General features: G+C 73.4%; 16 protein-coding genes. 4 read left to right on the forward strand and 12 right to left on the reverse strand.

Annotated features, from left to right (window positions below; translation table 11 throughout):
• Both ACXJKG_RS13710 and ACXJKG_RS13715 read right to left on the reverse strand, forming a co-directional pair.
• Positions 1-1992 (reverse strand): PQQ-dependent sugar dehydrogenase (locus ACXJKG_RS13710; RefSeq protein WP_456846302.1); only part of this gene is annotated, 1992 nt, incomplete at its 3' end.
• 99 nt (positions 1993-2091) lie between these two features.
• On the reverse strand, positions 2092-3045 hold the full coding sequence (locus ACXJKG_RS13715) for an EamA family transporter (RefSeq protein WP_456846303.1): 954 nt from the start codon (positions 3043-3045) through the stop codon (positions 2092-2094).
• Positions 3046-3132: 87 nt separating this feature from the next.
• Here ACXJKG_RS13715 and ACXJKG_RS13720 point away from each other — a divergent pair, with 87 nt between their 5' ends.
• Positions 3133-3696: a CGNR zinc finger domain-containing protein gene (locus tag ACXJKG_RS13720; protein ID WP_456846304.1), complete on the forward strand. Its 564-nt coding sequence runs from the start codon at positions 3133-3135 to the stop codon at positions 3694-3696.
• A 9-nt stretch (positions 3697-3705) separates the two neighbouring features.
• On the opposite strand, the gene ACXJKG_RS13725 is transcribed toward ACXJKG_RS13720, so the two are convergent.
• From ACXJKG_RS13725 to ACXJKG_RS13760, 8 genes are all read right to left on the reverse strand, one after another.
• Complete coding sequence (locus tag ACXJKG_RS13725) at positions 3706-4467, reverse strand: class I SAM-dependent methyltransferase (protein WP_456846305.1); 762 nt, start codon at positions 4465-4467, stop codon at positions 3706-3708.
• A gap of 39 nt (positions 4468-4506) precedes the next feature.
• Complete coding sequence (locus ACXJKG_RS13730; protein ID WP_456846306.1) at positions 4507-5352, reverse strand: VOC family protein; 846 nt, start codon at positions 5350-5352, stop codon at positions 4507-4509.
• A 47-nt stretch (positions 5353-5399) separates the two neighbouring features.
• Positions 5400-6128 carry a DUF72 domain-containing protein gene (locus ACXJKG_RS13735; RefSeq protein WP_456846307.1) on the reverse strand — a complete coding sequence of 243 codons (729 nt, stop codon included), beginning with the start codon at positions 6126-6128 and terminating at the stop codon, positions 5400-5402.
• A complete protein-coding gene (locus ACXJKG_RS13740; protein ID WP_456846308.1) occupies positions 6125-6478 on the reverse strand; it encodes a PRC-barrel domain-containing protein in 354 nt (117 codons plus the stop codon). The genes ACXJKG_RS13735 and ACXJKG_RS13740 overlap by 4 nt, the downstream gene beginning before the upstream one ends.
• Positions 6465-6857 carry a hypothetical protein gene (locus ACXJKG_RS13745; protein ID WP_456846309.1) on the reverse strand — a complete coding sequence of 131 codons (393 nt, stop codon included), beginning with the start codon at positions 6855-6857 and terminating at the stop codon, positions 6465-6467. Before ACXJKG_RS13745 ends, ACXJKG_RS13740 begins: the two co-directional genes overlap by 14 nt.
• Positions 6854-8083, reverse strand: coding sequence for an NRAMP family divalent metal transporter (locus tag ACXJKG_RS13750; RefSeq protein ID WP_456846310.1), 1230 nt, complete (start codon positions 8081-8083; stop codon positions 6854-6856). Before ACXJKG_RS13750 ends, ACXJKG_RS13745 begins: the two co-directional genes overlap by 4 nt.
• A complete protein-coding gene (locus ACXJKG_RS13755; protein WP_456846311.1) occupies positions 8080-8535 on the reverse strand; it encodes a hypothetical protein in 456 nt (151 codons plus the stop codon). The genes ACXJKG_RS13750 and ACXJKG_RS13755 overlap by 4 nt, the downstream gene beginning before the upstream one ends.
• 68 nt (positions 8536-8603) lie before the next feature.
• Positions 8604-9089 (reverse strand): MarR family winged helix-turn-helix transcriptional regulator, encoded by a 486-nt coding sequence (locus tag ACXJKG_RS13760; protein ID WP_456846312.1) that lies wholly within the window; start codon positions 9087-9089, stop codon positions 8604-8606.
• A gap of 74 nt (positions 9090-9163) precedes the next feature.
• Here ACXJKG_RS13760 and ACXJKG_RS13765 point away from each other — a divergent pair, with 74 nt between their 5' ends.
• A complete protein-coding gene (locus ACXJKG_RS13765; RefSeq protein ID WP_456846313.1) occupies positions 9164-10381 on the forward strand; it encodes an amidohydrolase family protein in 1218 nt (405 codons plus the stop codon).
• 55 nt (positions 10382-10436) lie between these two features.
• Here the strand turns inward: ACXJKG_RS13765 and ACXJKG_RS13770 are convergent, their stop codons facing one another.
• Complete coding sequence (locus tag ACXJKG_RS13770) at positions 10437-10595, reverse strand: hypothetical protein (RefSeq protein WP_456846314.1); 159 nt, start codon at positions 10593-10595, stop codon at positions 10437-10439.
• 136 nt (positions 10596-10731) lie between these two features.
• Between ACXJKG_RS13770 and ACXJKG_RS13775 the strand changes: the two genes are divergently transcribed.
• The gene (locus ACXJKG_RS13775; RefSeq protein ID WP_456846315.1) at positions 10732-11202 is read left to right on the forward strand and encodes a GNAT family N-acetyltransferase; all 471 of its coding nucleotides are present in this window, start codon (positions 10732-10734) and stop codon (positions 11200-11202) included.
• 3 nt (positions 11203-11205) lie between these two features.
• Here ACXJKG_RS13775 and ACXJKG_RS13780 read toward each other — a convergent pair whose 3' ends face one another.
• On the reverse strand, positions 11206-11823 hold the full coding sequence (locus ACXJKG_RS13780) for a GNAT family N-acetyltransferase (RefSeq protein WP_456846316.1): 618 nt from the start codon (positions 11821-11823) through the stop codon (positions 11206-11208).
• A 129-nt stretch (positions 11824-11952) separates the two neighbouring features.
• Here ACXJKG_RS13780 and ACXJKG_RS13785 point away from each other — a divergent pair.
• Positions 11953-12391: VanZ family protein (locus tag ACXJKG_RS13785; protein ID WP_456846317.1), on the forward strand; the 439-nt coding region annotated here is incomplete at its 3' end.

A 12391-nucleotide genomic window follows, 5' to 3' on the forward strand; every position in this document is an offset into this window, starting at 1 on the left:
GACCCGTCCCGCCGCGTCCGTCTGGGTCGGCGCCGCGAGCTGCAGCGCGAACCCGGCCCACGAGGTGACGGTGGTGGGCCCGGTGACGGTCTGCCCGTTCACGGCCAGCTGCCGGCCCGTCGGCAGCGTGTCGAGCGTGACGGCCACCTTGGCGGGCAGGAAGTCCCGGGTCACGGTCGTCGAGACCCCGCCGGAGTCGGTCGCGGTCAGGCTCACCCGCAGGAAGCTGTTCGCGGCGGCCGCCAGGTCCTCCGGCCCCGGTCCGGTGAAGGCGATGCCGGTCCCCGTGACGGGCCCGAGGAACGGGTGCGTGTGCTGGTCGTGCACCCGCACCACGGTCCAGCTGAGCCGCGTCGGCGCCAGCGTGCCGTCCTGCGCGTCCGTGGCGGAGCCGGTCAGCTGGTAGCTGCCGCCGACCGCGAACGTCGCTCCCGCGGCCGGCGACGTGATCGTGGGCGTCGGCGCGGTGTTGCCCGAGCTGATCGTGACGTTGACCAGCGCGGACACGGCTCCGCCCGGGTCGCGCACCTGCAGCCCGGCCGTCCACGTGCCGGCGGCGTAGGTGTGCGACACGGTCGGGGTGGTGGTCGTCGCGCCCGGCGAGCCGTCGCCGAAGGTCCACAGGTACGTGAGCGCGTCGCCGTCCGGGTCGCTGCTGCCGGTCCCGCTGAGCGTCGTCGTCAGGGGGGCCGCGCCGCTCGAGGGCGACGCGGTCAGGGCCGCGACGGGCGTGCGGTTCGCCGTCCCGGTGTAGGCGATCCGGTGGACCTCCCCCCCGTTGAGGAAGGTCGTGTAGTACAGCGCCTGGGTGCTCCCATAGGGGCCGAACTCCAGGTGCACCGCTCCGCCGAGGCCGGTCGCCAGGTCCGTGCTGGTGCCGCCGTTGAGCATCATGATCTTGCCGCAGACGTAGTCGCCGAACACGTAGCCGGTGTCGTAGGCGGCGGGCCACACGCCGTTGGGCACGAAGGCGCCGCCGGTGATGGAGCCGCACCCGGCGTCGCGGCCGTAGTCGAAGATCGGGTCGGTCATGCCGGCGGGCGTGGCCGCGCCGCAGTCGGTCGCCACGCCGGTCTGCGCGCAGTGCCCCTCGCGGACGTTCCAGCCGTAGTCCGCCCCGCCTGCGCCCCGGTCGATCTCCTCCCACACGTTCTGGCCCACGTCGTTGATGTTGAACACCGTGCCGGCCGCGTCCGGGTCGAAGGCGAACCGGAACGGGTTGCGCAGGCCCCACGCGAAGGTCTCCTGGCAGATCGACCCGGCCGCCGCGGGGGCGAGCCGGCAGCTGGCGGACCCCGCACCGAGGAACGGGTTGCCGGGAGCCGGGGCGCCCGTGGTCCGGACGACCCGCAGGATCTTGCCGTTGAGGATGTTGCGGTCCCGGGTGGCGTCGTTCTCGCCGCCGCAGCCGCTGTTGCCCGCGTAGTCGCAGCCGCCGTCGCCGGTGGAGACGTACAGGTAGCCGTCCTTGCCGACGTGCAGGTCACCGGCGTTGTGGTTGCCCGCCGGCGTGTAGATGCCGTCGAGGAGGATCGTCTCGCTCGCGGGGTCGACCACGTTGTTGTCGCCGAGGACGAACCGCGACACCCGGTTGCGCGGCGCGCCGGCGGGGTTGCCCGTGGTGCTCGTCGGGCACGTCGCGTCGGTGCCGCGGGCCGTGTAGAAGAGGTAGATCGCCTTGGTGGTCGGGTCGGGGTCGACGGCGACGCCCAGCAGTCCTCGCTCGGAGCCGATGCAGATGCGGGAGTTGATGTCGAGAGCCGACGCCGCGAGCAGCGCGCCGGCCGCCGTCCGCACCCGGAGCCGGCCGCCCTTGTCCGTGATGAGCATCCGGCCGTCCGCCGTGAACGCGAGCGCGGTCGGGGAGATGACGGTGGCCACCAGCGTGTCGCTGAAGCCGGTGATCGCGGCCGCCGACGCGGGTGGCGCCGCCGTCACCGTGAGACCGGACAGCAGGAACGCGAGCAGGACGACGAACACCGGCCGACGCATCTGGATCACCGTGGACCCTCCCGCACCGCGGCGCTGCGGCGCTCCGTCGACAATGCTCCGGGTGCCGCCGGGAGCGCAACGGTTGGAGGCGATCGGGCCTTATGCGCGGACGTCGACGACGGCTCGCGCCGGCGGGGTGACGACGATGACCTCGGGCACGTCCGTCCCGCGTCGGACCAGGGCGATCCCGGCGACGACGAGCACCATCCCCGCCAGCTGCGCCGCGCCGGGCACCTCGCCGACCAGGGCCCAGGCGAGCAGCACGGCGACGAGCACCTCGGACAGGGCGAGGAACGACGCGAGCCGCTCCCCGAGCAGGCGGACGGACAGCGCGCTCACGCCGTAGGCGAAGGCGGTCGGCACGGTGGCGACGATCAGCAGCGGGACGATCCAGTGCACGTGCGCCCCGAGCAGGTCGACGCGTACGTCGGGGGCGGCCAGGGGGAGCACGCCGACCGCGGCGACGACGGCGACGGTCAGCGCGCCGACGGCCATGCCCGCGCCCGCCAGGCTGATCGGCGGAAGATCGGTGCGGCGGCCGCTGAGCGCGAAGTACGCGGCGTTCCCCACGGCGGAGACCAGCGCGAAGGCGAGCCCGACCGGGTCGAGCTCGAGCTTCCCGGTGAGGTCGAGCACGAGGACCAGCCCTCCGGTGGCCAGCGCGGCGCCGGCGAGCGTGGCCCGTGTCGGGGCCTGACCCTGGCGGGCCCACCGCCACGCGACGAGCAGCAGCGGCCCGGTGTACTCGATGAGCAGCGCGACGGCCACGGGGAGCCGGTCGACCGCGAGGTAGTACATGGTCGACGCGGTCGCCACTCCGAGCACCCCGAAGCCGAGCACCGTGCGCCACTCGTCGCGCAGCACGGACCAGCGGCCGCGCAGGGCCCAGGCGGCCGGACCGGCCAGCAGCAGCGCGGCGACCGACAGCCGGACGAGGATCGCGGAGCCCGGCGACCACCCGGCGACCAGGAGCGGCTTGACGACGGGGCCGCTGGTGGCGAAGGCGACGGCGGCGACCAGGCCGGCGACGATGCCGGGCGCGCGGTTGGACATCGCCGCCCTCCCGCCGTGATCAGGGATGTCATGAGTGAAATCCGCCTAGACTCRTGACAGTAGCGCCGCCCACCGACAGGAGTCAAAGTGGTTTTCGCACCTGACACCGAGATGAACATCGCCGCGGCCGTCGAGCTGGTCAACACCGCTCGTCGCCGGGACGGGCACGACGCCATGGCGACGACCGACGACGTGTCCGAGTTCTACGCCCGGTGGGGCTACACGGCCCGGCACGACGGCGACGCGGCCGAGCTCGACGCGGTCCGCGACGCGCGCGACCAGATCGCCGGGCTGTGGGACGTCGACCGGGACACCGCGGCCGGCGTGCTCAACGGGATGCTCGGGAGCGGGGGAGCCGTGCCGTACCTCGCCCGGCACGACAGCCTGGACTGGCACCTGCACGGGACCGTGCCGGACGCGCCGCTGGGCACGGTGATGCTCGTCGAGACCGCCATGGCGATGGTCGACGTGGTCCGCAGCAACGAGTACGACCGCCTGCAGACCTGCGAGGCCGACGACTGCGAGGCTGTCCTGGTCGACCTGTCCCGCAACCGCTCGCGGCGGTTCTGCGACGTCAACGGCTGCGCGAACCGCGCGCACGTCGCCGCCTACCGGGCGCGGCGGTCGGGGTCAGCCGACGACGCCCGCTGAGCCGGTCGGTCAGCGGACCGTCCCGCGCACGCACCACGCGACGGCGCTGATCTCGAACGCCCCGCCAGGAACCAGCTGCGCGCTGCGCGCCCGCACCACCTCCCGCTCGGCGTCGCCCAGGCCCGCGACGTAGTCGCCCGCGGGTCCGACCCCGAGCGTGAACGTCTCCCACCACTCGTCGAACGTCCCGTAGCGGGATTGGACGGTCTCGGTCCACGGCTCGACGTCCTCGAGGCCGGCCGCACGGAGGATCTCCGCGAGCTGTCCCTCCCGCGTGCCCGGGAGGGCCGACTCGCCCGGTGCCGACGGGTCGACGTCACGCACCGCGCGCCAGAACGGCTCCAGCGGGCCGCTGCTGCCGGCGTGGTCCCACACGCTCGCGGCGACGACACCACCGGGTCGGGTCACCCGAGCCATCTCCCGGAGGCCCGCCACCGGGTCGGCGAGGAAGTGGACGACCAGCTGCGCGACCGTGAGGTCGACGGCGTCGTCGGGCAGCGGCAGCGACTCGGCCTCGCCGACCAGCACCTGCACGCCGGGCAGCCGGGCCCGGGCGGCCGCGACGAACGACGCTGACGGCTCGACGCCCACGACCGCGTCGACCCCGAGGACGGCGACCAGCTGCGCGGTCAGGGCCCCCGGACCGCAGCCGACGTCGAGCGCGCGGCTGCCGGGCACGATGTCGAGGCTCGCGGCGAACTGGACCGCGAGCGGCTCGGAGTACCGGCCCATGAACCGCCCGTAGGCCTCCGGGGAGACGTCGAACGCCATCGACCGACCCTAGTGCCGGTCCACCGGGGGTCTGGCGCGTCAGGTCGGTGGCGTGAACTGGCTCGCGGTGAACTCGGCGCCCTGCGGGTCCCGGATGAGCGCGGTGCGGGTCCACCCGGTCTCGTCGGTCGCGAGGACCTCCCCGCCGCCGTCGCCCGCGAGCCGGGCGGTCCGGTCCCGATCGGCGACCGTGAACGACACGTGCCAGTGCGGGTCCTCGCCGTCCCGGACGGGCACCACCCAGCCGATCGCGTCGGCGAACCCCGGGGGAGCCGCGACGCCGGCCTGCCGTTCGTGGATGCCGGGGTCGACCGTCGCGGCCAGGTGGTCGCCGTAGCCGGGCACCCGGATCAGGGTGCCGAACCCCACGTCGACGACGTCCCACCCGAAGGCCCGGGAGTACGTGCGGACCGCCGACGCCGGGTCGCTGGTGTGCAGGTCGCTGAAGTTCCAGGCGCCGGGCAYGTTGACCACCTGGGCGCCGGGCCGACGCTTCGCCTGCCACAGCCGGATCGCCGCACCCTGCTCGTCGGTGACGGCCGCCCACGTCCCGCCCTCGCCGGCGACGGTCGGGCCGGTTGTCACCGTGCCGCCCGCCGCGGTGACGCGCTCGAGCGCGGCCTGCACGTCGTCGACCGCCACGTACGTGTGCCACGACGGGTCGTCGGGCCCCTGGTCGGCCGGGTCGGCAGGGCCGCCGATGCCCGCCGCGTCACGACCGCCGACCTGCGCGATCACGTAGCGCGACGGCGTGCCCGGCGGCGTGGCGTCGCGGAACGTCCAGCCGAGGACCGCGCCGTAGAACGCCTTCGCGCCCTCCACGTCGCGCTGCTCGATGTCCACCCACGAGGTGACACCCTGCGGATACGTGCGGTCCTGATCCATCGCTCCAGGCTACGAGCGGCCTCCGACAGCGGCGGGCAGAGCGCCGGTCAGGCGCCGAGGATCCCCTTCAGCGTGCGGGCGTTGCGGACCGCGTTGCCGCCTCCGTCGTTGTTGAAGTACACGAGCACGTCGCGCCCGGTGCCGGACCACTCGCGGACGCGGTCGGCCCACCAGCGCAGGTCGTCGTCGGAGTAGGAGCCGGCGTAGAGGTGGTCGTGGTCGGGGCCGTGCATCCGCACGTAGACGACCGGCGCCGTCGCTCGCAGGATGCACGGCAGGTCGGCGCCGCTGAGCACGCAGTAGGCCGCCCCGCGGCGCTCCAGCAGCGTGAACACCTCGTCCACCTGCCAGGACGGGTGGCGCAGCTCGACGGCGACGCGGACCCAGTCGGGCACGGACCGCAGGAACCAGTCGAGCCGGGCGTCGTCGCGCTCCTGGTCGGGGCGCAGCTGGACCAGGACGACCTCGCGACTCGGTCCGAGCTCGTGCCAGGAGCGGGCGATGCGCTCGGACCAGACCTCGGGCGCGTACAGGCGCTTGGCGTGGGTCAGGCCTCGCGGCGCCTTGACCGACATGCCGAAGCCCGGTGGGAGCCGACGACGCCACCCGGCGAACGTGGCGTCCCGCGGCCACCGGTAGAAGCTGGCGTTGAGCTCGACCGTGTCGAACTCCTGCACGTAGCGCCCGAGCCGCTCCGCTGCGGGCATGCCGTGCGGGTAGAGCACGCCGTCCCAGTGGTCGTACGACCACCCGGACGTGCCGATGCGGACGGTCATGGGCGCTGGGCCGTCGCGCCCGGCAGGTCGGCCGCCCAGCGGGAATAGCCCGGCCGGAGGGCGACGGAGTCGGTCGTCACCGCCTGCACGTCGGTCCAGTGCACCAGGAACGTGCCGCGGTGCCGCCAGGCGAACCAGCGGGCCAGGACGGCGGGCGCGTCGACGCCGTTGCGCTCGTAGCCGAGGAACGACGTGCCGGTGCGTGGGCTGACCAGGAGCCCGTGCAGGCGGGGCGCCGCCAGGAGCCCGTCGAGCGGGCCGTCGAGCGCGAAGCGGACGTCGACGACGTAGCCGAGGCGGACGCCGTCGGCGTCGCGGACGGGGGAGTCGAGCAGGTCACCCAGGATCATGGCTGCCTCCGGGGATGCGGGCGATGACGTGGTCGCGCACCCAGCGCTCGGTCCACGTGACGTCGAGCTCGGTCCCACGGAGCCCGAGCTTCACTGTCGTGCCGACGTCGGCCACGTGCGTCCAGCGGATCCGGTGCCACCGGGACGACGGCGGCCGGCCGCCGAAGATGCGCGTGGCCAGCACGGCGCCGGACAGCAGGGACGTGACGACGGCGGTCTGGCTGCCGTCGGGCAGGTCGCTCCCGTCGACGCCGCGCACCTCGAGGTCGTCCACCGTGCACACCGGCACGCCGTCGACGTCGAGGACCTGCCGGTCGAGCAGGTGCAGGCGCGCGTCGAGGACCAGGCCGGGCGGGTGCTCGTCCTGCGGCAGGGTCATGAGCCCGCTCCCGTCACGATCATGAGGGGGATCGCGGCGACGGACGCCGCCACGATGATGACCAGGTAGACGAGCGCCAACCCGTTGGTGGCCCGTCCGTTCACGTGGGTGCCCATGTACTCGGGATCGTTGGCGACGACGAGGATCGGCAGGTACGTCAGAGGCAGCGCGATCGCCGAGAAGACCACCGAGAACTCGGTGATCGCGATCGGGTCGACGCTGGTCATGAGCACGCCGACGGCGACCAGGATGCAGACGATCATCGTCAGGTGGAAGCGGGCCGCCCGCGCGGGACGGCGGAACTTGCCCCAGGACCAGCCCATGAACTGGGCCAGCGTGTAGCCGCTGGACAGAGACGTCTCGAGGGCGGCGCCGAAGGTCGCTGCGACGATGCCGACGATGACGACGGCCAGGGCGAGCTTGCCGCCGGCCAGCGCGACCGGCAGCACGATCTGGGAGAGCGACGACACCTCGATGCCGGCGGGCAGGAACACGATCGCGGCGCACGCGGCGATGGCGACCGAGAGCACCCCGCCGAACGGGAACCCGACCAGCACGTTCAGCCGCGACTGCGCGAGGTCCTTCACCGTCCACTTCTCCTCGACCGCGCCGGAGGAGAAGAAGAACACCTCGTACGGGGTCATCGCCGCGCCGAAGAGCGCGATCGCGTAGTACCAGTACACCGCGTGCCCCTCGTCGGCGGGCACGCTGGGATGGAACGCCTGCTCGGCGAGCGTGCTCCAGTCGGGGCCCAGCAGGAACACGGCGACCGCGAACACGACGAGCGTGAGCCCGACCAGCCCGGTGACGTTCTCCATGATCGAGAACTTCGTGCGCCAGACCACCAGCCAGAGCGCGAGGGCGGCGACGGGGATCCAGAGGCGCGGCTCGACGCTGCTGGCCAGCTGCAGCGCCAGCGCGATGCCGCCGACCTCGGCGGTCAGGGTCAGCAGGTTGATGAGGAAGCTGGCCGCCAGGTTGGCCCCGGCCGCGCGCGGGCCGAGCCGTTCGCGGATGATCTCGAAGGTCGCGCGACCGCTGACCGCGGCCACCCGCCCGGACATGCTGGCGAACAGGCAGATGCCGACGACGCCGACGGCGACCACCCACGCGAGCGACAGACCGAATCGCGAGCCGACGACGGCGTTCGTCACCAGGTCCCCGATGTCGAGGAACCCGCCGATCGCGGTGAGGATGCCGAGCGCGAGCCCGAGGAGCTTCTTCACGAGCCGCCCGCCGCCTCGAGCTCGGCGCTCATCGCATCCAGCGCGTCGGCGCTGTCCCGCAGGCGCGCGGCCGCGGCCTCCTCGCTGTCCGTCGCGCCGTTGGCCCAGGCCCGGGCATCGGCCGCGGCGACCTGAGCAGCCTGCACGGCCTCGAGGGCGTCGGACTGCCAGCCGGACCCGGTCGGGTCGGCGGGCACGAAGGTMGTGACGGCGTCCGCCGCCTCGGCCAGCACGGCGATCGAGTCCAGGAGCGAGGTGTCGGCGACGGGGGCGGTGACCCGGTCATCACCCAGGAGCTGCACGGACAGGAGCGACGTCTGCACTGCCGAGGCGGCCTGCGTCACGGGGTCGGTGAGCGCGCGCGCCTCGTCGGCCTGGGTCGCCGACGAGCCGACCGCGCAGCCGGCGACGAGCAGCACGACCAGCGCGCTGGACACCCGGACGACGTGCATGCACGCATGCTCGCGCGCCTGGCGGGTTGCTGCATGTCGAGCCGTCGTCGGGGCCCGGGGACGGGGCGCTAGTCGGTCAGGCGCGCGGTTGCCCGGTCGTACCGCACGAGCAGCCGCGCGAACGTCAGGCGGTCCTCGTCGGACCAGTCGCCGGTGATCTGCACGAACGCGGACCTCTGCTGGCGCCGGAACCGCGCGCGCAGGGCGTCGCCCTCGGCCGTGATCGACAGGACCGTGCGTCGGCCGTCGACCTGCGACGCGCGACGCTCGAGCAGCCCCGCCCCGATGCAGTCGGAGACGGCCCGGCTGGCGGCCGAGGGGTCGATGCCGAGCTGCTCGGCCACGCCGCCGACCGTCATCTCGCCGGATCCCTCGTCGACGATGTTGAGGACGAGGTTGCGGCTGAGGTCCTTGCGGCTGGGCGCGGGGTCGACGCTGACCTGGGTGGTCCGTCGACGCAGCCGGGAGAACGCGGCTCCCACCTCGTCCAGGAGCTGGTCCTCGTCCCACACGTCCTGCTCCGGCGGCGGTCCGGCGTCGCGGTGGCTCTCCATGGCACGACGATACCGCGATAGTTGCACGAAAGCACATATGTGCATATCGTCATGCATCTACCCAGGAGGCTCCCGTGATCACCACGCTCGTCAACGCCCGCGTCTTCGACGGAGAGCAGGTCCTCGCCGCGACCACCGTCACGCTCGAGGGCGACCGCATCGTCGACGTCGGCGGCGCGGTCCCGTCGCACGCCGAGGTCGTGGACGCCCGCGGCGGCACCGTCCTGCCCGGCCTCATCGACGCGCACGTGCACACGTCCGCGCCGGCGCTCGCCCAGGCGCTCCGGTTCGGCGTCACGACGGAGCTCGAGATGCAGGGCGCCATGACGGGCGACGCGCAGCGCCGAGTCGGGGCTGACCCCGGACTGGCCGACGTCCGCTCGTCGGGCTTCGCCCTCACGCCCCCGGGAGGGCACCCCTCCGAGCTCTTCCCCGCCGGCGAGCGCCCCGGCGGCCCGCCGCGTGGCGACGGACCCGCCCCGGTCATGCCCTTCGTGACGACGCCCGAGGAGGCCGTCGCCTGGATCCCGCGGCTGATCGAGGCCGGCTCGGACTACATCAAGGTCATGATCGACGACGGGACGGTCGAGGGGCACCCGGGCCTGCCGTGCCTCGACCAGGCGACGGTGGACGCGGCCGTCGCCGAGGCGCACCGGCTCGACCGGATCGTCGTCGCGCACGCGCTGACCGTCGACGCGACGATGTCCGCCGTGCAGGCGGGCGTCGACGGGCTGACCCACGTGTTCATGGACCGACCGCACACTCCTGAGGTCGTCGCTGCCCTCGCCGCCGCGAACGCCTTCGTCGTGCCGTGCATCGTCCTCGACGCGTCGATGATGGGGCTCACCGGGGAGGCGTTCGCCGCCGATCCCCGGGTCTCCTCGCGCCTCGACCCCGCCTGGCTCGCCGCCCTCAGGTCGAGCATCGCCCGCTACCCCGCGGGCAACCTCGACGACGTCCTCGCCTCTGTCGCCGCGCTGCACCGCGCGGGCGTGGACCTGCTCGTCGGCTCGGACGCGTCCGTGCCCGTCCCGTACCTCGGCGGCGTCGCCCACGGCGCGAGCGTGCACCACGAGCTGCAGCTCCTCGTCCGTGCCGGCTTGACCCCGATCGAGGCGCTGCGGGCCGCCACCTCGGTGCCCGCGCGCCGCTTCGGGCTCGACGACCGCGGCCGGATCGCGCTCGGCCTGCGTGCGGACGTGGTCCTGGTGGACGGCGACCCGACGGTCGACATCTCCGACACGCTGGCGCTGCGCACGGTCTGGCGCGCGGGGGTTGCTCGCTCGCTCTGACGCCCCGGGGACGAGACGGCCAGCCCGGGCGGACTGGCCCTMGTCTGTGGGCGGCTCAGTGCGTCGCTGCGGTCAGCAGACGACGCAGGAGCCTGTTGCGGGGCGTCGGGCGTGTGCTCTGCGGGCGGGCGGCGCACGCCAGTCGGTGCTCGGCTTCGATGGCGAGCTCGCGTTCCCTGTTGTGGTACTCGACGAGGATCAGCTCGGGATTCATGTGGGGTCTCCACCTCTTCTGTGTCCGGACGGGGCCGGGGTCGCCGGCTGCAAGCACTGTCGGCGGAGTGGCGGTCGTCCAGTAGGGCCGATGGTCCCGAGCCGGACAGCGTCGTGCCCGTGGATAGGCTCGAGACGTGCTCGTGCGTCCGTACACGTCAGACGACGCTCCGGCGACGCTCGACGTCTTCCTCCGGGCGGTCCGCGTGACCGCGAGCCGCGACTACTCGCCCGAGCAGATCGCGGCGTGGGCGCCCGACGTCCCGGACGTGGACCGGTGGAGCGCCCGGCGCGCCGCGAGCCGCACGTGCATCGCCAGCGTGGGCGACCGCGTCGTGGGCTTCACCGACGTCGACGAGCTCGGCTACGTGGACATGCTGTTCGTCGACCCGGACCACGGTCGGCAGGGCGTCGCCACGGCGCTGCTCGACTGGGTGGTGGCCACGGCTCGTGACGACGGCACGCCCGCGCTCACGACGAACGCCAGCGTCACGGCACGTCCCTTCTTCGAGGCGCACGGGTTCGTCGTCGAACGAGAGCAGCACCCGGTGCTGCGGGGCGTGGAGCTGGTGAACTTCGCCATGCGGCGCCGGCTGCTCGACGACTGACGGTCAGGTTGACGCGCGCGTGTCCGCCGGGACCTCGGTGGTCATCACGCAGTTGCCCTTGCCCTTGGGCCGCTGGAACGTGAAGCCGAGCTGCTCGTACATGGTCCGCGTGGCGTTGTAGAGGAACGACGCGGAGGTCTTCTTGCCGGGCGGCAGGTCGTGCGGATACGACTCGACCAGGCCACCTCCTGCCGCGGAGATCAGCGCGAGCGCGCCGCGGACCGCGACCGATGCCATCCCCTTGCGGCGGTAGTCGCGGTCCACGAACAGGCAGGTGATCCGGAAGTCCGGCCTGCGCGGGACACCCTGCTCCCACTCCTTGCGGTGATGGATGTTCTGCAGCTCGTCGACAGTGCCGTACTGGGCCCACGCCACGGCGACGTCGCCGTCGAACACGAGAGCCGCGTGCGCGCGACCTGCCTCGACGAGCCGTCGCTTGAACTCGCGGTGGCCGAGCTCCCGGCGTTCCTGCGTGGGGTCGGGGTAGAGGTGGAAGTACGTGCACCAGCAGCCGCCCCACACGCCGTTGTGGCGTTCCGCCAGGTCCGCGAACGCATCCCAGGTCAGCGGACTGAGCGGTTCGATCCGATAGCCGTCGACAACGAGGTCCCGATCGCCCATCTGGCGACGGTAGCCGCGGCGGTCCGGCCCGACAACGCTCTGGGCGGCTCCGAGGTCCGACCCTGGGCTGACCCACGGTCCGGCTGCCGGAGGACGCGCCGGCCCGCGCGGCACGGACACCCTGGTGCCGTGACCGACCAGCGCGCCCCCGCACTCCACCGAGCAGCCACCGTCGCGCTCGTCGTGTACCTGGTCGCGCTCGCGGGCGCGGCGTTCCTGCCGCTGCCGTTCGGGCAGGTCGAGCGCGGCACGGGGCCGTCCTACGACCTCGTGCTGCGGCGGCCCGACCTGCTCGCCGGGTGGGAGGTGCAGCGCAACGTCCTGATGACCATCCCGCTCGGGATCCTGCTGCCGCTCGTCGTGCGATGGCGGTACGAGGCGCTCGTGCTCGCCTGCGTCGCCGTGACCCTCGTGATCGAGACGACGCAGCTGCTGGTCTCGGCCGCGGTGGGGTGGGCGTGGCGCGCGTTCGACGTCAACGACCTGCTGCTCAACACGATCGGCGGACTGCTCGGGCTCGCCGTGACGGCGACCGTGCTGGCGGTCCTGCGCCGACCCTCGATGCCGC

The sequence above is a fragment of the Cellulomonas sp. P5_C6 genome (genome assembly GCF_054049635.1).